This is a genomic window from Pseudomonas phoenicis, from assembly GCF_047302395.1.
Taxonomy (GTDB): domain Bacteria; phylum Pseudomonadota; class Gammaproteobacteria; order Pseudomonadales; family Pseudomonadaceae; genus Aquipseudomonas.
On the sequence record NZ_CP154852.1, the window covers coordinates 1325641 to 1345119 of the forward strand.

A 19479-nucleotide genomic window follows, 5' to 3' on the forward strand; every position below is an offset into this window, starting at 1 on the left:
CCGGCGCCAAGTGCGCCGGTTTTTTTGGTTTGGCTATTGGAGTGAGATAGAAGGGTTCGACGTAAGCGCTACAAGCTTATGCAAGGCAATCTCGATCGACTCGTCATCGAACAGCTGACTCTTGCGAGATGCGGTAGCGGCAGATCCTGACCAGTGCTCAAGTCGCTTCCGTATTGCTGAGACCGTAGGCTCGATCGCTTCTTGAGAGAGCAGCCAGTCAACCGTTGCCAGTAACTCCATGCCGAACGGTGACTCGAAGCCGTCGATCAAATCAGCAGTGAATTCCAGAGCGGGAAGATAGGCTTTCGCCTCCCCATTCAAATAGGCGTGTATAAAGCTTTTGCGCCCTTCGTCAAACCAGATCACATCGTAGGGCCCGGCATCGCTGATGCGTTTGCCGCAGTGCAGGTAACTGCCGTCAAGGTGGTTCAGCAAGTGCTCGAGCCGGTTGGCGTAGGGGCCATATTTATGCGCGACGAATTTGAGCTGCAATGGATTATCGCCTGGGGTAAATCGCTCGATGGATCGCTCAAGAAACCACGCCAGCTTCTGGATTTCGAGCAGACTGCATTCCATCCCCAATACCCAGTAGCGACGCACTAACTCTGCAATCAGTGCACGCGCGGGTGTTAATTGTTCCACGCCACTACGTTTGGAGACATTCTGATAGTTCGCGGTTGGCTCGAAAACCAGAATATCCGCCTGTAGATCACTGAGTACATGTTCTATCTGGTCGCGTACCGCTGGCCAAGGCAAACCGCCATTGCCTGCCCCAAGTGGCGGTATGGCGATCGAGCTCAACTGATGCTCAATGATGAAGCTGCGAAGATCCCGCAAGCCCTCTGTAATCCAGTCAATGTGCGACGGCGAACGCCAATGCCGCTTAGTAGGGAAGTTCACGATCCACTTTGGCCCGCCTAGCTCGTTCGCTGGCGTTACGAACATTTTGCCAATAACCACTTCTTGAGCCTGACAGGCTGCGCGATACAAGCGATAGTTCTCGGCGAAGCGCTCTTTGAACATGAGTGCAATACCTTTGCCCATCACGCCAACGGTATTGACCGTATTGACCAACGCTTCAGCGTCAGCCTCAAGAAGATTACCCTGCACAAAACGTATCATCAGAAATACCACTTGGGTCGAGCATAGACAGGAATATTCAGCTGACGCTGTCGAACTTCTCTATCGACACGACTGCTCAGCAGTTCGTCATAGCAAACAATGCCTAGCAACGCTTCTACTGGAACATGCTTGTGAAGAAGCGCCTCAGCCTGGTAGCGCTCCATTTTTCTCGGGTCATCCGCATCCCGCTTGAAATCCCTACGCTGTAGAATGTTCCAGTCGACTCTATCCAACTGCTGAAGATCGTCGTAATAGCCAGTCCAATGCGGATAGGCATGAGCGTCGGTAAAGACGAAGCGCAGGCCGAGCGACTGTGCACGGTATAGGCTGGAGACTAGAATCACGATTTCCTCGTTGCGCCTTTGCTGCACACTCCATCCTGAGTGGATGTTCTTCATCATGACCGAGAAGGGCGTGAAGTAGAAAGGCACATAGTCAGCAAGCGTGCCCCCAGGTTCGAGAGGCACGCATCGCTGAGCTCGTTTGCTGATCAGATCCGGATTGCCGATTTCTACGTAACTGTTGAACACCTCTCCCGACGAAACCGCAGGCAAACCGTGATCGAGAATCCACGGCAGGTTGTCACGATGCACGATTCGCCAGATGAGCGCTTTTGAAGGTTTTAGATTGGTGTAGATCATCTGGCAGGAAACACATTTGGATTCGAGTCGACCCACAGATTCGTAAGGCTTTTCGCCTTTGCTTCGCTCAACACAATCTGTCGAATGCTTTCAGTGGGCGTTAAAATTTTCGCAAAATTTGCTACCGCTACCTCGCCTGGGGCTAAGCGCTCAGCCATGCAAACATGCCTGGGCGCCGAATAGAGGTACTCTCGTCAGCCCATGGTATCCCAGTGTATCTGGTTAAATCCTGTGTCGTAGTAAAGCAATTCGCCAACCCCGCCTGCCAGCGGGAGGTTAGCGATCAGCCTTCACTTATCACAGGCGGCACCTTGGGCCTGTCCATCGGCCATGCTTCGCCGGAAGCGGCAGCGGGTGGTGCGATCGGCCTGGTGCGCGATGGCGACAAGGTGCTGATCGACATCCCCAACCGCTCGATCAACCTGTTGGTCAGCGACGAAGAGCTGTCGCACCGCCGCATCGAACAGGACAAGAAAGGCTGGAAGCCGGTGGAAGTGCGGCCGCGTAAAGTGACCACGGCGCTCAAGGCCTACGCCCTGCTGGCGACCAGCGCCGACAAGGGCGCGGTGCGCAACAAGGCGATGCTCGACGGGCTGTAGGGCTCGGCAGGCATGCGAAAAACCGGCGCCTGGTACGCCGGTTTTTTATGCCTTGGAAAACAGTCTGCGCCAGGCACCTACTGAATCTCCTCCGGCGTCACCACCACCCAATTCTTGTCGGCCGTCACCGGCAATCCCTCCTTGGCCTGGGCCGCAGCGTTGCTGGCGATCATGCCGTTGAGCTGCTCCAGGTACTTGGCCTTGCGGTTTATCCACAGGTGCACGCCGCCTTTGTTCACATCCACCCCGTGGAACTGCATGTAGCCATCGCTCGATGGTGTGTCGCCGCCGACCAGTACGGGGCGCTTCCACTGGTCGATGTAGGTGAGGATGGCGGCCTGTTTGCCGGCCATCCAGGTGGCTGGTGTCCACAGGTACGGGGTCAGTTCCAGATCCTGGTTGGCCTTGGCGTCGTAGTGGCCGGCGGCGATCTGTTTGCGCGCGGTGGTCAGGCTGCCGGTGGCACGGTCCTTGAGCAGCAGGCTGACGCCGATGACGTTCTGCGGTTTGACGTTGTAGCCGTACTGCGGGTCGGAGGCGACCATACGCACCAGCTCTTCGCTGGCGGCGCTGACCACGTAGACGTCGATACCGTTCTCCATCAACTTGTTGTACAGCTCGGTCTGCCCGACAAAGACCTTGGGCGGCTGTACCTCCATCGATTTGACCTGGTCGCCTTCGAAATACGTGGTCGGTATCGGCTTGCCCGAGGCCATCAACTCGTCGACCTGCACCTTCAGCTCCTTGAGGGTGAAGCCGGAGAACACCTGCGCGACCCAGGGATAGCAGACCATGTCATCGATCTCGCACAGCCGGTAGTAGTAGCTGAACAGGCTCTCCTTGTGCTCGGCGCTGTCCTTGAAGGCGATCGGCTTGAGCGAAGGGTCGAGCTTGTCGCGGGTCAGCAGGCCTTTGTTCTCCATGAACGGCAGCAGTGCCTCTTCGAGGTCGTAGCGGTAGCTGGTGTTGTCCATGTCGAAGACCGCGTAGTTACCTTTGTTGGCGTTGGCGGCGATCATCGCGTCCAGTTGCTTGGCGGCCTCGACGGGCCAATGTGCGAGTTCGGTCGCCGCCCAGGTGCTGGCGCTGAGCAGCAAGGCAAGACCACCGATCAGGTATTTCGAAGCAGGCATCGTGAGGCGCTCCAGAGGCATGGGCGCCAAAGACTAGACCGCCTGTGTGACGGGTGAGCGATCGTATCGACGCAGTTGTCGCGAATGGACCAGACCCGTCGTTATTTCCAAACCGACTATGGAAATAACTTTTGGGTATAAATTCCTGTGTTTTCAGCCTGTTAGCATTCGCGATTGCCTTCGCTCATGTCAGCGTCGGCCACGTCTCGCTCGAACGGGTGCCTCAATGAATCTTCCGCTGTCTCTTAACCTGCTGGCGTTCCTCGCGCTGCTGCTGGGCCTCGCGCAGACCCGCCGCACCGACTGGAGCCTGGCGAAAAAAGTGTTGTTGGGCCTGGTGCTCGGCGTGCTGTTCGGGCTGGTGCTGCATACCCTGTATGGCGCCGGCCATCCCGTGCTCAAAGCCACCATCGGCTGGCTCGACCTGGTCGGCAACGGCTATGTGGGCCTGTTGCAGATGATCGTCATGCCACTGATCTTCGCCTCGATCCTCAGCGCCGTGGCGCGCCTGCACAATGCCTCGTCCCTGGGCCGGATCAGCGTGCTGAGCATCGGCACGCTGCTGATCACCACGGCCATCGCCGCCCTGATCGGCATCGTGCTGACCAACCTGTCCGGCCTCACCGCCGACGGCCTGATCGCCGGGGTGCAGGAAAGCGCGCGGCTGCAAGCCATCCACAGCGACTATGCCGGCAAGGTCGCCGATCTCAACATCCCACAGCTGCTGCTTTCGTTCATCCCCAGCAACCCGGTGGGCGACCTGGCGCGGGCCAAACCGACTTCGATCATCAGCGTGGTGATCTTCGCCGTGTTCGTCGGCATGGCCGCCTTGCAGCTGATTCGCGACGACGCCGAGAAAGGCGGCCGCGCGCTGTCGGCCATCGACACCCTGCAAGCCTGGGTGATGCGCCTGGTACGCCTGGTCATGAAGCTCACGCCCTACGGTGTGCTGGCGTTGATGGCCAAGGTGGTGGCCAGCTCCAACCTGGAGGACATCCTCAAACTGGGCAGCTTCGTGCTGGTGTCGTACCTGGGCCTGGGGCTGATGTTCGTGGTGCACGGCCTGATCCTCGCCGCCACCGGCGTCAGCCCGCTGCGTTTCCTGCGCAAGGTCTGGCCGGTGCTGACCTTCGCCTTCACCAGCCGCTCCAGCGCCGCCAGCATTCCGCTGAACATCGAAGCGCAAACCCTGCGCCTCGGTGTGCCACAGTCGATCGCCAGCTTCAGTGCTTCGTTCGGCGCCACGCTGGGCCAGAACGGGTGCGCTGGGCTGTACCCGGCCATGCTGGCGGTGATGGTCGCACCCACCGTAGGCATCGACCCGTTCGACCCGCTGTGGATCGCGACCCTGGTGGCCATTGTCACCCTGAGCTCGGTCGGCGTGGCCGGTGTGGGCGGCGGTGCGACCTTCGCCGCGCTGATCGTGCTGCCAGCCATGGGCCTGCCGGTGGAACTGGTGGCGCTGCTGATCTCGGTGGAGCCATTGATCGACATGGGCCGTACGGCGCTCAACGTCAACGGTTCGATGACCGCGGGCATGGTCACCAGCCAGTTGCTCAAGCAGACCGACACACAGGTGCTGGCCAGCGAAGAGCGGGCTCAGCTCAGCCACGTCTGACCCTGTCCGGGCGCGCCGTCACGGCGCGCCCAACCCCTCCTGCAGCAGCTCGGCGAACGCCTTGGCCATTGCCGAGCCGCCCCGCTCGCGCTGCACCAGCAACACCGCAGTGACCGCCGCTTCGTCCAACAGGGTGCGATACACCACGCCTTCGATGCGCATGCGCTGGAACGACGCTGGCAGCACCGACACCCCCAACCCCGCCGACACCAGGCCGATGATGGTCATCGCCTCCCCGGCTTCCTGGGCGAAATGCGGGCTGAAGCCTGCACTGCGCGCCAAGCTGAGCAACTGTGCATGCAGGCCGCTGCCGTAACTGCGCGGAAAGAACACGAACGGTTCGTCGGCCAGTTGCGCCATGTACAACCCTGCCTCGCTGCCGGAGGCCAGGGGATGGGAGGCATTGATCACTGCCACCAGGGGTTCGCGCAACAGTTCGGTGGCGACCAGCCCCTCGGGCAACGGCATCGGCCGCATCAGGCCCACCTCGATGGATTCGTCGAACACCCCCGCCGCGATATCACGGCTGCTCAATTCTTTGAGGTCGAGGTGCACGGCGGGAAAGCGCTGGCGAAAGGCATGCAGCGCCTTGGGTATCTTCGACGTGAACGGCGCCGAGGAAGTGAAGCCGATCTTCATCTCGCCCAGCTCGCCCAACTGCGCGCGGCGGGCGACATCGGCCGCCTTTTCCACCTGGGCCAGCACCTGTCGAGCCTCCTCGAGAAACAGCCGCCCGGCTTCGCTCAGCTCGACGCGGCGGTTGGTGCGCTCGAACAGGCGCGCGCCCAGTTCCTGCTCCAATGCCTGGATCTGTTGGCTGAGCGGCGGCTGGGAAATGCCCAGTTGCTGGGCGGCGCGACCGAAGTGCAGCTCTTCGGCCACGGCGATGAAGTAACGCAGGTGACGCAGTTCCATACCCACCTCCGAATAGGTCGTGAAAGCTCTTAAATAGGTCGAACAATATATTGGAAGTAATAATTAGGCAGCTATATGCTTTTTTCCTACTGCATTGGCCACCATCGCCACTCGAGGTCCCCGTTTCGTGAAATCCGCTGTCGCGCCCCTACCCTCCCGCCCTACCGCTGCCCAGGCCGAGCTACCCCCTGCGCTGTGGATCGAAAAAGGTACGCCCGCGTTCATGCGTACCGTCCTGGCGCTGTTCAGCGGCGGTTTCGCCACCTTCGCGCTGCTGTATTGCGTGCAGCCGATGATGCCGTTGCTGTCGCACGAGTTCGCCATCAACGCGGCGCAGAGCAGCTTGGTGCTGTCGATTTCCACGGCGATGTTGGCCATCGGCCTGCTGATCACCGGCCCCATTTCCGACCGCATCGGGCGCAAGCCGGTGATGGTCTTCGCCTTGCTGTGCGCGGCGCTGGCGACCTTGGCCAGCGCCGTCATGCCGACCTGGGAGACGGTGCTGGCCACCCGCGCCTTGGTGGGCCTGTCGCTCAGCGGGCTGGCGGCCGTGGCGATGACCTACCTCAGCGAAGAAATCGCGCCGCAGCACATCGGCTTGGCCATGGGGCTGTACATCGGTGGCAACGCCATCGGTGGCATGAGCGGCCGGCTGATCACTGGGGTGTTGATCGATTTCGTCAGCTGGCACACCGCCTTGCTGGTGATGGGTGGCCTGGCCTTGGTAGCGGCACTGGTGTTCTGGCGGGTGCTGCCCGAATCGCGCAACTTCCGCGCCCAGTCGCTCAAGCCGCGCAACCTGCTCGACGGCTTCGTGCTGCACTTCAAGGACGCCGGCCTGCCTTGGCTGTTCCTCGAAGCCTTCCTGCTGATGGGCGCTTTCGTCACGCTGTTCAATTACATCGGCTACCGCCTGTTGGCAGAGCCGTATCACATGAATCAGGCGCTGGTGGGCTTGCTCTCGGTGGTGTACCTGTCGGGCATCTACAGCTCCGCGCAGGTCGGCGCGCTGGCCGACAAGCTGGGCCGGCGCAAGGTGTTCTGGGCCAGCATCCTGGTGATGGCGGCGGGCATGGCGTTGACCATGGCGACGCCACTGACGCTGATCGTGGTCGGCATGCTGGTCTTCACCTTCGGCTTCTTCGGCGCGCATTCGGTGGCCAGCAGCTGGATCGGGCGACGGGCGCTACGGGCCAAAGGGCAGGCGTCGTCGCTGTATCTGTTTAGCTATTACGCCGGCTCCAGCGTGGCGGGTACGGTGGGTGGGGTGTTCTGGCACCACTACGGCTGGCACGGCATCGGCGCGTTCATCGGCTGCCTGCTGGCGATCGCGCTGGGCATTGCCGTCCACCTGAGCCGCCTGCCGCCCAAGAGTTGAGCGTCACAGCCACATGCGGCGCAAGATGGCGTGTCCACGTGACTGGTGCAAGACCACGGCGGCGAGGTGCAGCGCCACCACGGCCGCAAGCGCGAAGCAACTGGCGATGTGCACCGTGAACCAGCGTGCTTGCCAAGCGGCGTCGGTTACCGGGGCTGGAATGTGCCACCAGCCAAAGACGTCGATAGCGCCTTTCATCATCAGTACGCCCGACAGGAGTACCAACGCCGTCAGCCAGTAAAGCGCCTGGTGCGCGATGTGCGCCGCCAAACGGCTCCTTGGATTCCGGTCGAGGCTGGCGGGAACGGATTTGAGCATGCGCACCACACAGCGCAGTACGAAGATCGGGATAAAGAGTGTGGTGGTCGAGACATTGACCCAGCCCACCCACGCGTGGGTAGCGTCGTCGACCTTGGCATAGGCCACATAGAACCCGCTGCTCAATGTCCAAAGGATGACGACTGCCGAGATCCAATGCAGCAGCACCTGCTCCCAGCTGTACCGTTCTACTTTGCTCGCATTCATGACACTTTCTCCTAAACGAAGCGCACGCTGCAGGCTTGGGCGCTGAACGTCGCCGGCGCAGCCCAGAAAGCGTGGGTTGATAGCGCGGCAGCTTAGGGAGAGCGGTGGATGCGAACCGTAAGGGAAGGTGGCTTTGCGGGAAGGATTGTTCGGCAATCGGTGGAAGGCTCTTGCCAGCCCATTGCAGGCTGGCAAGGCGCATGCAGTCGCGGGTTTCAGCCGTGGTACTGGGCCGACAGCTCGTGTACCGCTTCGATGAACACGCCGGCATGGGCTGGGTCGACTTCCGGCGTGATGCCATGGCCGAGGTTGAACACGTGGCCGCTGCCCTGCCCATAGCTGGCCAGGATGCGCGCCACTTCCTTGCGGATCGCGGCAGGATTGGCGTACAGCACGGTCGGATCCATGTTGCCTTGCAGGGCCACCTGGCCACCGACCCGGCGACGGGCTTCGCCGATGTCGCAGGTCCAGTCCAGGCCCAGGGCATCGGCCCCGGCCTCGGCGATGCTTTCCAGCCACAGGCCGCCGTTCTTGGTGAACAGGATCACCGGCACCTTGCGCCCGTCATGCTCGCGGATCAGGCCGCTGACGATCTTGCGCATATAGGCCAGGGAAAACTCCTGGTAGGCCGCCGACGACAGGTTGCCGCCCCAGGTATCGAAGATCTGCACGGCTTGCGCGCCGGCCAGGATCTGCCCGTTGAGGTACGCGGTGACCGACTGCGCGAGCTTGTCGAGCAGCAGGTGCAGGGCCTCGGGGGTGTCGTAGGCCATGGCCTTGATCTTGCGGAAGTCTTTCGACGAGCCGCCTTCGACCATGTAGGTGGCCAGCGTCCAGGGGCTGCCGGAGAAACCGATCAGCGGCACGCGGCCGTTGAGCTCACGACGGATGGTGCTGACCGCGTCCATTACATAGCCCAGGTCTTTCTGCGCGTCGGGCACCGGCAACGCTTCGATGTCGGCCAGGGTGCGCACGACGTTCTTGAAGCGCGGACCTTCGCCGGTTTCGAAGTACAGGCCCAGGCCCATGGCGTCGGGGATGGTGAGGATGTCGGAGAAGAGGATCGCAGCGTCGAGCGGGTAGCGCTCCAGCGGCTGCAGGGTGACTTCGCAGGCGAACTGCGGGTTCATGCACAGGCTCATGAAATCGCCGGCCTTGGCGCGGCTGGCACGGTATTCGGGCAGGTAGCGACCGGCTTGGCGCATCATCCAGACAGGGGTGACGTCCACGGGTTGCTTGAGCAGGGCGCGCAGGAAACGATCGTTCTTCAGGGGAGTCATGTCGGCATCCGAAAACAGAATGCAGGCATCTTGTCAGACGCCAACGCAAAAGGCACGGATGGGACGGGGTGATTCGTTCATTGGGTGCCATGGGTCAAGCTGGGAATGGGGGCCTGTTCTGTTAGGCGTCTTTGAGGCGGCCTCGAAGCCTGTGCAAGGACCTTGGGTTATGGCAGGTCGGAATGCTTTGTCTGGATTGGGCCGGTTTCGCCGGCCATCGCGGCTGAAGCCGCTCCTACAGGGTCGTAGTTTTCTGAAAGACTTGGCTACGATCAAAGAATCCTCTGCAGGAACTCTTGTAGGAGCGGCCGGTTCGGCGCTCCGATTAGCCGCGATGGGCGGCGGAGCCGCCCCACCTCGGGCATCGTTCAAGCACCCGACGAAAACCGATTGTAGCCACCGGTCTGCCAGGCCGGCCAGCATGACCAAGCAGAGCGCCGAATCTGCCGATCGCACGAGCCCGTGGCCAGCCCTGCTCCGGCACAACCGGAGTCGAAAGTCGCTGCAATGCGGGAGAAGCGCAGGCACGTTCGCTCAAGATCCGCTGAAGCCCCGACTGGCCGTCGAGGCTTCAGCAAGCCGCATCAGACTTCCAGGTAATCCAGAATCCCTTCGGCGGCGGTGCGGCCTTCGAAGATGGCCGTGACCACCAGGTCCGAACCGCGCACCATGTCGCCACCGGCGAAGATCTTCGGGTTGCTGGTCTGGTGCTTGAAGCGGCTCTGCTCGGGCGCTACCACACGACCCTGGCTGTCGGTCCGGATGTCGAACTGCTCGAACCAGGATGCCGGGCTCGGGCGGAAACCGAAGGCGATGACCACGGCGTCGGCCGGCAGGATCTGCTCGGAACCGGGAATCGGCTCGGGGCTGCGTCGGCCACGGGCATCGGGTTCGCCCAGACGGGTCTCGACCACCTTGACGCCTTCGACCTTGTCTTCGCCGACGATGGCGATCGGCTGGCGGTTGTAGAGGAACTTCACCCCTTCTTCCTTGGCGTTCTTCACCTCTTTGCGCGAGCCGGGCATGTTCGCCTCGTCGCGGCGATAGGCGCAAGTGACGCTGCTCGCGCCCTGGCGGATCGAGGTGCGGTTGCAGTCCATCGCCGTGTCGCCACCGCCGAGCACGACCACGGTCTTGCCCTGCATGTCGACGAAATCTTCCGGCGACTTCTCGAAGCCGAGGTTGCGGTTGACGTTGGCGATGAGGAAATCCAGCGCGTCGTGCACGCCCGGCAGGTCTTCACCGGGGAAGCCGCCCTTCATGTAGGTGTAGGTGCCCATGCCCATGAACACCGCATCGTATTCGGCCAGCAGCTGCTCGAGGGTGACGTCGCGGCCCACCTCGGTATTGAGGCGGAACTCGATACCCATGCCGGTGAACACTTCGCGGCGGTTGCTCAGCACACTCTTTTCCAACTTGAACTCCGGAATGCCGAAGGTCAGCAGGCCGCCGATTTCCGGGTTCTTGTCGAACACCACGGGTGTTACGCCCGCACGCACCAGCACGTCGGCGCAGCCCAGGCCGGCCGGGCCGGCACCGATGATGGCCACGCGTTTGCCGGTCGGTTTGACCTGGGACATGTCCGGGCGCCAGCCCATGGCGAAGGCGGTGTCGGTGATGTATTTCTCGACCGAACCGATGGTCACTGCGCCGAAGCCGTCGTTCAGGGTGCAGGCCCCTTCGCACAGACGGTCTTGCGGGCACACGCGACCACAGACTTCGGGCAGCGTGTTGGTTTGGTGCGACAGCTCGGCGGCCGCGAGGATGTTGCCCTCCGACACCAACTTCAGCCAGTTGGGAATGAAGTTGTGCACCGGGCATTTCCACTCGCAGTACGGGTTGCCGCAGCCCAGGCAGCGGTGGGCCTGTTCGACCGACTGCTGGGGCTTGAACGGCTCGTAGATCTCCACGAACTCTTTCTTGCGCTGGCGCAGCAGCTTCTTCTTCGGATCCTTGCGCCCTACTTCGATGAACTGGAAGTCGTTACTCAGACGTTCAGCCATTTTTCAAAACCTCTTCACGGCAGTTGCGCGCTACACGCTGCAAGCTGCAAGACGATCACGTAAGCCGGGCGCACCCCGTGCGGCTTCTGTTTGCAGCCGGGGGCGCCACGTGCAGCTGCTCTTACTGCGGGTTGGCGCGGGTGCTGGACAGCAGTTGCTTGAGGTTGGCCGCCTTGGGCTTGACCAACCAGAAGCGTCGCACGTAGTCGTCCAGGTTCTCGGAGAGCTCGCGCCCCCACTCGCTACCGGTTTCTTCCACGTATTCGGCAAGGACCCGCGCCAGGTGGGTGCGGTAGGCCTCCATCGCTTCGCCACTGATGCGCTGGATTTCCACCAGTTCGTGGTTCAGCTTGTCGACGAACGCATTGTCCATGTCGAGCACGTAGGCGAAACCGCCCGTCATGCCGGATCCGAAGTTGTAACCGGTCTTGCCCAGCACGCAGACGAAACCGCCGGTCATGTATTCGCAGCAATGATCGCCCGTGCCCTCGACCACGGTGTGGGCACCGGAGTTGCGCACCGCGAAACGCTCGCCCGCGGTGCCGGCGGCGAACAGCTTGCCGCCGGTGGCGCCGTACAGGCAGGTGTTGCCGACGATGGCGCTGTGTTGCGTCTCGAACGGGCTGCCCGCAGGCGGCACGATGGTCAGCTTGCCGCCGGTCATGCCCTTGCCCACGTAGTCGTTGGCATCGCCTTCCAGACGCATGTGCAGGCCGCCGGCGTTCCACACGCCGAAACTCTGCCCCGCCGTGCCTTTGAAGCGGAAGGTCACAGGCTTGGCCGCCATGCCCTGGTTGCCGTAGAGCTTGGCGATCTCGCCCGAGATACGGGCGCCGATGGAGCGGTCGCAGTTGCAGATGTCGAGGTCGAATTCGCCGCCGGCCTGGTCGCGGATGGCCGGCAGGGCCATTTCGACCATGCGCTCGGCCAGCTCGCCCTTGTCGAACGGCGGGTTGCGGTCGACTTCGCAGAATTGCGGCTTGTCGGCCGGAATGTGCGAACTGCCCAGCAGCGGCGTGAGGTCCAGGTACTGCTGGCGCTCGGTGTCGCCCGGCAGCACGTCGAGCAGGTCGGTGCGGCCGATCAGCTCGCCCAGGCTGCGCACGCCCAGCTTGGCCAGCCATTCGCGGGTTTCTTCGGCGACGAAGGTGAAGAAGTTGACCACCATGTCGACGGTGCCGATGTAGTGGTCCTTACGCAGCTTCTCGTTCTGCGTGGCCACGCCCGTGGCGCAGTTGTTCAGGTGGCAGATGCGCAGGTATTTGCAGCCCAGGGCAATCATCGGTGCGGTGCCGAAGCCGAAGCTTTCGGCGCCGAGGATGGCCGCTTTGATCACGTCCAGGCCGGTCTTCAGGCCGCCGTCGGTCTGTACCCGCACCTTGCCGCGCAGGTCGTTGCCGCGCAGGGTCTGGTGGGTTTCGGCCAGGCCCAGTTCCCACGGTGCGCCGGCGTATTTGATCGAGGTCAGGGGCGATGCGCCAGTGCCGCCGTCGTAACCGGAGATGGTGATCAGGTCGGCATAGGCTTTGGCCACACCGGCGGCGATGGTGCCCACGCCGGCTTCGGCGACCAGCTTGACCGACACCAGCGCCTGCGGGTTGACCTGCTTGAGGTCGTAGATCAGCTGCGACAGGTCTTCGATCGAATAGATGTCGTGGTGCGGCGGCGGCGAGATCAACGTCACGCCAGGCACGGCGTAGCGCAATTTGGCGATCAGGCCGTTGACCTTGCCGCCCGGCAACTGCCCGCCCTCGCCCGGCTTGGCGCCCTGCGCCACCTTGATCTGCAGCACTTCGGCATTGACCAGGTATTCGGGGGTGACGCCGAAGCGGCCGGTGGCGACCTGTTTGATCTTCGAGCTGCGCACGGTGCCGTAGCGCGACGGGTCTTCGCCGCCCTCACCGGAGTTGGAGCGCGCGCCCAGGCGGTTCATGGCCTCGGCCAGGGCTTCGTGGGCTTCGGGCGACAGCGCACCGAGCGAGATGCCTGCCGAGTCGAAGCGTTTGAGGATGGCCTCCAGCGGTTCGACCTCGGCCAGGTCCAGCGCCTGTTCGGCGACCTTGACCTTGAGCAGGTCACGGATCATCGATACCGGGCGCTTGTCGACCAGTGCGGTGTATTCCTTGAAGCGGGCGAAGTCGCCCTGCTGCACGGCCGCTTGCAGGGTGTTGACCACATCGGGGTTGTAGGCGTGGTATTCGCCGCCGTGGACGAACTTGAGCAGACCGCCCTGCTGGATCGCCTTGCGTGCGCTCCAGGCTTCGGCGGCCAGCAGTTTCTGGTCGTTTTCCAGGTCGACGAAGCGTGCGCCCTGGATGCGGCTCGGTACGCCCTTGAAGCTCAGGTCAACGACTTCGCTCGACAGGCCGATCGCTTCGAACAGTTGGGCGCCGCGGTAGGAACCGACGGTGGAGATGCCCATTTTCGACAGGATCTTCAGCAGGCCTTTGGAAATGCCCTTGCGGTAGTACTTGAACACTTCGTCCAGATCGCCCAGCACTTCGCCGGTGCGGATCAGGTCGGCGAGCACTTCATAGGCCAGGTACGGGTACACGGCCGAAGCGCCGAAGCCCAGCAACACGGCGAAGTGGTGCGGATCGCGGGCGGTGGCGGTTTCCACGAGGATGTTGCTGTCGCAGCGCAGGCCCTTTTCGGTCAGGCGGTGATGCACCGCGCCGACGGCCAGGGAGGCATGCACCGGCAGACGGCCCTGGGCGATCAGACGGTCGCTCAGCACCAGTTGGGTCTTGCCGCCGCGCACCGCTTCCTCGGCCTGGTCGGCGATGTTGCGCACGGCTGCTTCCAGGCCGAGGCTGGCGTCATAGTTGAGGTCGATGTGCTGGCGCTCGAAGCCTTCGCGCTCGAGCGTCATCAGCGTGCGCCATTTGCCAGGCGAGATGACCGGCGAGCTGAGGATCACCCGCGAAGCGTGCTCGGGAGATTCCTGGAAGATGTTACGCTCGGCGCCCAGGCAGATTTCCAGGGACATGACGATCGCTTCGCGCAGCGGGTCGATCGGCGGGTTGGTGACCTGGGCGAACTGCTGGCGGAAGAAGTCGTAGGGCGAACGCACCCGCTGCGACAGCACGGCCATGGGCGTGTCGTCGCCCATCGAGCCGACCGCTTCCTGGCCCTGCTCACCAAGCGGGCGCAGCACCTGGTCGCGCTCCTCGAAGGTGACCTGGAACATCTTCATGTACTGCTTGAGCTGGTCGGCGTCGTAGCTGGCCACGCCTTCATCGCCTTCCAGGGTGCCCTGGATGCGCGTGGCGTGCTGGCGCAGCCAGCGCTTGTAGGGGTGGCGCGACTTCAAACGGTTGTCGATGGCGTCGGTGTCGAGGATCTGCCCGGTTTCGGTGTCGACGGCAAAGATCTGCCCTGGGCCTACACGGCCTTTGGCGATGACGTCTTCGGGCTGGTAGCCCCACACACCGATTTCCGAAGCGATGGTGATGTAGCCATTCTTGGTGGTCACCCAGCGTGCCGGGCGCAGGCCGTTGCGGTCGAGCAGGCACACCGCGTGGCGGCCTTCGGTCATGACGATGCCGGCCGGGCCGTCCCACGGCTCCATGTGCATGGAGTTGTATTCGTAGAAGGCGCGCAGGTCGGCGTCCATGGTTTCGACGTTCTGCCAGGCCGGTGGTACCAGCATGCGCACGCCACGGAACAGGTCGATACCACCGGTGACCATCAGTTCGAGCATGTTGTCCATGCTCGATGAGTCCGAACCCACGCGGTTGACCAGCGGGCCGAGCTCTTCGAGGTCGGGGATCAGGTCGTTGGCGAACTTGGTGCGCCGGGCCATGGCCCAGTTGCGGTTGCCGGTGATGGTATTGATCTCGCCGTTGTGGGCGAGGAAGCGGAACGGCTGGGCCAGCGGCCATTTCGGCAGGGTGTTGGTGGAGAAGCGCTGGTGGAACACGCAGATGGCGGTTTGCAGGCGCTCGTCACCCAGGTCTGGATAGAAGGCCGCGAGGTCGCGCGGCATCATCAGGCCTTTGTAGATGATGGTCTTGTGCGAGAAGCTGCAGATGTAGTGGTCGCTGTCGTGGGCGTTGGCCACCGACGAACGGCGGCGGGCGCTGAACAGCTTGATGGCGAAATCCTGATCGCTCAGCCCTTCGCCACCGATGAATACCTGCTCGATCTGCGGCAGGCGCTCCAGGGCCAGGCGGCCCAATACGCTGGTGTCGATGGGCACTTTGCGCCAGCCGACCAGCTTCAGACCCGCCGCCAGGATCTCGCGGTCCATGTTGGCGCGCGCAGCTTCGGCTTTGCTCGGGTCCTGGTTGAAGAACACCATGCCCACGGCGTATTGCTTGGGTAGCTCGACGGCGAAATGCTGCTGAGCCATGGCCCGCAGGAACTGATCGGGCTTCTGCATCAGCAGGCCGCAACCGTCGCCGGTCTTGCCGTCGGCATTGATGCCGCCGCGGTGGGTCATGCAGGTCAGGGCCTGCATGGCGGTTTGCAGCAGGTGGTGACTGGGCTCGCCCGTCATATGGGCGATCAGGCCAAAACCACAGTTGTCCTTGAATTCTTCGGGGCGGTACAGACCTGTTTTCATAGACACTTTCTCACCAGGTTCGCCTCTCGACGAAGGCTAAACTCTTTTTAGAACAATCACTTGGCCGCCACTCTGGTCGATTGCCAGCTTTTTTCGTGGGGTCATTGAAATCCATTGTTGCACAGCGACAGTAACGCCCACAAATTTTCATGACTCCTAATCGAAAATTTATGTCGCTAATTTGAATGTTTTTTGCGCGGATAGCCCAGGTCGGGCACGGCAAGGCCTGAAACGCTTCAGTCGCGGCTGCGTGAGGGCTTGTGGCCGGCAGTCTGAGACGCAGAAGCCTGCCGCATGTGCATGCAGCAGGCTTGGAGATTCAGGAGTCGCTCAGCAACTGGGCGGCGGGGGTGGAGCCGCCCGGAAGGATCAGCGGGCCGAGGCCAGCTCTTGTTGGACGCTGGCGACGGAACGAGGCCAAGGTTTACCAGCCTGGACCTTGTCTGGCAAGTTCTTGATGGCGGCGACGGCGGCATCGCGGTTGGCGAAGTTGCCGTAGGTGACCACGTACAGCGGCTTGCCCTGCAAGGTCTTCTTGAAATAGCGGTACTCGCCGCCCTGGGCCTTGACGAAGGCTTGGGCCGAGGCTTCGGAGCTGGTGCCCAGAATCTGCACGACGTAGTTGCCGGCCTTCTGACCGCTGTACCAGCTGCTGTTGCCGTTACCCCCGGTGGCAGCGGCGGGTTTCTCAGCGGGTTTGGCGGCAGGCGCGGCCTTGGCCACTTGCACCGGTGCCGACGGCTGCGCGGGTTTGGCGGCTGGGGTGGCAGGCTTGGCGGCCTGGGCCGGCTGGACGGGCTGAGTGACGACCGGCTTGGGCGCAGGCGCGGTGGTCACGGGTTGGGCTGGCGTTGGCGCCGGCCCGGCAGCCATGCCTTGGGGTGGCGCTGTGGTGGTGACCGTCGGTGGGTTGGACGGCTGCAGCGTGGTGTCGCTGGCAGGCCCACCCTCTTCGCCGTCGCCCATGCCGGCGGCTTCGGCCAATGGCTCGCGCATGACCGGTTGCTGGCCGCCCAACGGCAGCGGCTTGGTGGTGCCGGAAAATTCGATGGATGGGTTGCCCGCTGCATCTTGCTGCTGGCTCTGAGCGACCGGTTCTTCGCTCGGCTTGTCGCCCTTCTTCGGCATCAGGACTGCGGCGGCGACCGCAACCACGACGACGGCGGACAACGCCAGGACATGTTTCTTCGGCATAGTGAACCCCATGGTTGGTCGCTTCACCGCGGTGCGGCTGGCGATCATGGCTTCGATCAAGGTATCGCGGGCGACCTGGTTGATAGCGCCAGGCCAGCCGTCCGAGTTTTCATGGATATCGGTCAACTGCTCACGGGTGAACACGTCGATACCTCGGCCTGCGCCTTCCAGGCGCTGCTCCAGGTATTCGCGGGTCTCGTCTTCGCTGTACGGCTCCAGTTCGATGACGTGGAAGCGTTCTTCCTCGGCACTGAACTCGTCAAGGCGCGCGATCAGCGACGGCTCGGCGAACAGGAACACGTGCGGACGACCTTGCGAGACACCGGCGGCCAACTCCAGCAACGCTTGGAGTGCCGACTCGTCGAGTTGTTCCGCATCGTCCACCAGCAGATAGACTTCCTGGCCGGTCTGCGCCAACTGCACGACCTTGGACAGAATGGCCTGGACTTCGGCCTTGGCCACATTGAGCGATTGCGCCACCTGCCCCAATACGCTGGCGGCATCCGCCGCACCGCGGGCGGAGACCACCACGCTCTGCACCGACTGCTTGTTGGTGCTGGCGACCAGCGCCTGGCGCAGCAGGGTCTTGCCGCTGCCCAGGGGGCCTGTGACCACCAGCAGCAGGTGGCTGTAACGGGCCAGGTGGTGCAGTTGGCCCAGCACCGGCTTGCGCTGGGCAGGGAAGAACTTGAAGCCTGGGACCCGCGGTGCGAAGGGATCGTGGCTCAACTGGTAATGGTCGAGGAAGGCCTCGTCGGCATGCAAACTGGTCATTGCGCTGTCACAACCTCAAAGCTGGGACACGATGGCGCGGTAATCCGCCGCCAGGGTGGCCTGGAGAATCTCTGTCGAATAGTCGTCGGTCACTACGGCTTCGCCCATGCGGCGCAGCAGTACCAAGCGCAGACGTCCATCCAGCACCTTTTTGTCGACCGCCATGTGTTGCATGAAATCGGCAGGGGTCATTGCCGTGGGTGGCACCACCGGCAGCCCGGCGGCCTGCATCAGACGAATGCCGCGGTCGCGCTCGGCGCGTTCGATCCAGCCCAGGCGCATGGACATCTCCAGCGCCATCACCGTCCCGGCCGCCACGGCTTCGCCGTGCAACCACACACCGTAGCCCATATGGGTTTCGATGGCGTGGCCGAAGGTGTGGCCGAGGTTGAGGGTGGCGCGCACGCCCGACTCGCGCTCGTCGGCACCCACCACCGCAGCCTTGGCCGCGCAGGAGCGGCCGATGGCTTCGGTCAGGGCAAGCGGGTCGAGTTCGCGCAGGGCCGACATGTGCTGTTCGAGCCAGGTCAGGAAAGGCTCGTCGCAAATCAGGCCGTACTTGATGACCTCGGCCAGGCCGGCGGAGAGTTCGCGCGCGGGCAGGGTCTTGAGGCTGGTGGTGTCGATCAGCACGGCGTTGGGCTGGTAGAACGCGCCCACCATGTTCTTGCCCAGCGGATGGTTGATGCCGGTCTTGCCGCCGACCGATGAGTCGACCTGGGACAGCAAGGTCGTGGGCACCTGGATGAAGTCGACGCCGCGCTGATAGCACGCCGCTGCGAAGCCGGCCATGTCACCGATCACGCCGCCGCCCAGGGCCACGACCGTGGTGCGACGGTCGTGCCGCGCGGTGAGCAGCGCATCGAAGATCAGTTGCAGGGTTTCCCAATTCTTGTGCGCTTCGCCGTCGGGAAGCACCACCGGCAAGACCTTGTAGGCGCCCAGGGTCTGGGTGAGGCGTTGCAGATACAGCGGCGCGACGGTGTCGTTGGAGACGATCGCCACTTGCCGTCCGGCGATGTGCGGCGCGAGCAGTTCGGGCTGGTCCAGCAGACCTTCGCCAATATAGATCGGGTAGCTACGCTCGCCCAGGTCGACCTTCAATGTCTGCATGTGTCCCCACAAGTTGTAATGCGCGGCATCGCTCGGGCGACTCGCGCGATAGCGTTTGACCCATTTTGGCGGTGGCCGCCGAGCATAGACCCGGCTTACCGGGGCGGCAACTTTTCAAGGCGCTCGAGGATGTCGAGCACAACCATGCGCGGCGGCCGCTCGTCGGTTTCCACCACCAGGTCGGCGATCTCGCGGTACAGCGGATCGCGCAGCGCCAGCAAGCTGCGCAGGGTGGCTTCGGGGTTGCTGGTGCGCAATAGCGGCCGGTTGCGGTCGCGGGCGGTACGCCCGACCTGCTGTTCGACCGAGGCATGCAGATAGATGACCCGTCCGCCCTGGCGCAGCGCGGCGCGGTTGGCATCGCGCAAGACCACGCCCCCGCCGGTTGCCAGAACCACGCCCTCGAGCTCGCAGAGTTCGCAGATCATGGCCTGCTCGCGATCGCGAAAACCCGGCTCGCCTTCCTTGTCGAAGATCCACGGAATATTGGCACCTGTGCGCAATTCGATTTCCTTATCGGAATCCTTGAACAACAGGCGCAATTCTTTGGCCAACAAGCGTCCGATGGTGCTCTTTCCAGCGCCCATGGGCCCCACAAGTATCATATTTCGCACAGA

The 19479-nt window shown here is 62.9% G+C and carries 13 protein-coding genes and 1 pseudogene; 3 read left to right on the forward strand and 11 right to left on the reverse strand.

Annotated elements, in window-relative coordinates:
- Window positions 1-33: 33 nt before the first annotated feature.
- Both AA0Z93_RS06070 and AA0Z93_RS06075 read right to left on the reverse strand, forming a co-directional pair.
- Window positions 34-1122, reverse strand: coding sequence for a macro domain-containing protein (locus AA0Z93_RS06070; protein WP_413045949.1), 1089 nt, complete (start codon window positions 1120-1122; stop codon window positions 34-36).
- Window positions 1122-1763 (reverse strand): DUF4433 domain-containing protein, encoded by a 642-nt coding sequence (locus tag AA0Z93_RS06075; protein ID WP_413045948.1) that lies wholly within the window; start codon window positions 1761-1763, stop codon window positions 1122-1124. The genes AA0Z93_RS06070 and AA0Z93_RS06075 overlap by 1 nt, the downstream gene beginning before the upstream one ends.
- Window positions 1764-2062: 299 nt before the next feature.
- On the opposite strand from AA0Z93_RS06075, the pseudogene AA0Z93_RS06080 reads away from it, so the two are divergent.
- Window positions 2063-2362: pseudogene (locus tag AA0Z93_RS06080) on the forward strand (dihydroxy-acid dehydratase); the annotation flags it as partial.
- A 77-nt stretch (window positions 2363-2439) separates the two neighbouring features.
- Here the strand turns inward: AA0Z93_RS06080 and AA0Z93_RS06085 are convergent.
- Window positions 2440-3495, reverse strand: coding sequence for a haloacid dehalogenase-like hydrolase (locus AA0Z93_RS06085; protein WP_413045947.1), 1056 nt, complete (start codon window positions 3493-3495; stop codon window positions 2440-2442).
- Between the two features lie 226 nt (window positions 3496-3721).
- Here AA0Z93_RS06085 and AA0Z93_RS06090 point away from each other — a divergent pair, with 226 nt between their 5' ends.
- Window positions 3722-5113: an L-cystine transporter gene (locus tag AA0Z93_RS06090; RefSeq protein ID WP_413045946.1), complete on the forward strand. Its 1392-nt coding sequence runs from the start codon at window positions 3722-3724 to the stop codon at window positions 5111-5113.
- Between the two features lie 18 nt (window positions 5114-5131).
- Here the strand turns inward: AA0Z93_RS06090 and AA0Z93_RS06095 are convergent, their stop codons facing one another.
- Window positions 5132-6028 (reverse strand): LysR substrate-binding domain-containing protein, encoded by an 897-nt coding sequence (locus AA0Z93_RS06095; RefSeq protein ID WP_413045945.1) that lies wholly within the window; start codon window positions 6026-6028, stop codon window positions 5132-5134.
- A 127-nt stretch (window positions 6029-6155) separates the two neighbouring features.
- Between AA0Z93_RS06095 and AA0Z93_RS06100 the strand changes: the two genes are divergently transcribed.
- On the forward strand, window positions 6156-7406 hold the full coding sequence (locus tag AA0Z93_RS06100; protein WP_413045944.1) for an MFS transporter: 1251 nt from the start codon (window positions 6156-6158) through the stop codon (window positions 7404-7406).
- 3 nt (window positions 7407-7409) lie between these two features.
- Here the strand turns inward: AA0Z93_RS06100 and AA0Z93_RS06105 are convergent, their stop codons facing one another.
- The 7 genes from AA0Z93_RS06105 to aroK all read right to left on the reverse strand — a co-directional run bounded on the left by AA0Z93_RS06105 (window position 7410) and on the right by aroK (window position 19476).
- Entirely contained in the window at window positions 7410-7931 is a 522-nt protein-coding gene (locus tag AA0Z93_RS06105) for a cytochrome b (protein WP_413045943.1), read from the reverse strand.
- Window positions 7932-8146: 215 nt separating this feature from the next.
- A complete protein-coding gene (gene hemE, locus AA0Z93_RS06110) occupies window positions 8147-9211 on the reverse strand; it encodes a uroporphyrinogen decarboxylase (protein ID WP_413045942.1) in 1065 nt (354 codons plus the stop codon).
- 584 nt (window positions 9212-9795) lie between these two features.
- Complete coding sequence (locus AA0Z93_RS06115) at window positions 9796-11214, reverse strand: FAD-dependent oxidoreductase (protein WP_413045941.1); 1419 nt, start codon at window positions 11212-11214, stop codon at window positions 9796-9798.
- A 121-nt stretch (window positions 11215-11335) separates the two neighbouring features.
- Window positions 11336-15781, reverse strand: coding sequence for a glutamate synthase large subunit (gltB, locus tag AA0Z93_RS06120; RefSeq protein WP_413045940.1), 4446 nt, complete (start codon window positions 15779-15781; stop codon window positions 11336-11338).
- Window positions 15782-16150: 369 nt separating this feature from the next.
- Entirely contained in the window at window positions 16151-17749 is a 1599-nt protein-coding gene (locus AA0Z93_RS06125) for an AAA family ATPase (protein ID WP_413045939.1), read from the reverse strand.
- Window positions 17750-17764: 15 nt separating this feature from the next.
- Window positions 17765-18862 (reverse strand): 3-dehydroquinate synthase, encoded by a 1098-nt coding sequence (gene aroB, locus AA0Z93_RS06130; protein ID WP_413045938.1) that lies wholly within the window; start codon window positions 18860-18862, stop codon window positions 17765-17767.
- Window positions 18863-18957: 95 nt separating this feature from the next.
- A complete protein-coding gene (gene aroK / locus AA0Z93_RS06135) occupies window positions 18958-19476 on the reverse strand; it encodes a shikimate kinase AroK (protein WP_413045937.1) in 519 nt (172 codons plus the stop codon).
- Window positions 19477-19479: the final 3 nt, after the last annotated feature.

Bases quoted from the DNA above. Each gene is read 5' to 3' on its own strand.
- AA0Z93_RS06085 (WP_413045947.1), bottom strand. From the start codon at position 3,495: ATGCCTGCTTCGAAATACCTGATCGGTGGTCTTGCCTTGCTGCTCAGC.
- gltB (WP_413045940.1), bottom strand. From the start codon at position 15,781: ATGAAAACAGGTCTGTACCGCCCCGAAGAATTCAAGGACAACTGTGGT.
- AA0Z93_RS06075 (WP_413045948.1), bottom strand. From the start codon at position 1,763: ATGATCTACACCAATCTAAAACCTTCAAAAGCGCTCATCTGGCGAATC.
- AA0Z93_RS06125 (WP_413045939.1), bottom strand. From the start codon at position 17,749: ATGACCAGTTTGCATGCCGACGAGGCCTTCCTCGACCATTACCAGTTG.
- AA0Z93_RS06070 (WP_413045949.1), bottom strand. From the start codon at position 1,122: ATGATACGTTTTGTGCAGGGTAATCTTCTTGAGGCTGACGCTGAAGCG.
- hemE (WP_413045942.1), bottom strand. From the start codon at position 9,211: ATGACTCCCCTGAAGAACGATCGTTTCCTGCGCGCCCTGCTCAAGCAA.
- AA0Z93_RS06105 (WP_413045943.1), bottom strand. From the start codon at position 7,931: ATGAATGCGAGCAAAGTAGAACGGTACAGCTGGGAGCAGGTGCTGCTG.
- AA0Z93_RS06095 (WP_413045945.1), bottom strand. From the start codon at position 6,028: ATGGAACTGCGTCACCTGCGTTACTTCATCGCCGTGGCCGAAGAGCTG.
- AA0Z93_RS06115 (WP_413045941.1), bottom strand. From the start codon at position 11,214: ATGGCTGAACGTCTGAGTAACGACTTCCAGTTCATCGAAGTAGGGCGC.
- aroB (WP_413045938.1), bottom strand. From the start codon at position 18,862: ATGCAGACATTGAAGGTCGACCTGGGCGAGCGTAGCTACCCGATCTAT.
- AA0Z93_RS06090 (WP_413045946.1), top strand. From the start codon at position 3,722: ATGAATCTTCCGCTGTCTCTTAACCTGCTGGCGTTCCTCGCGCTGCTG.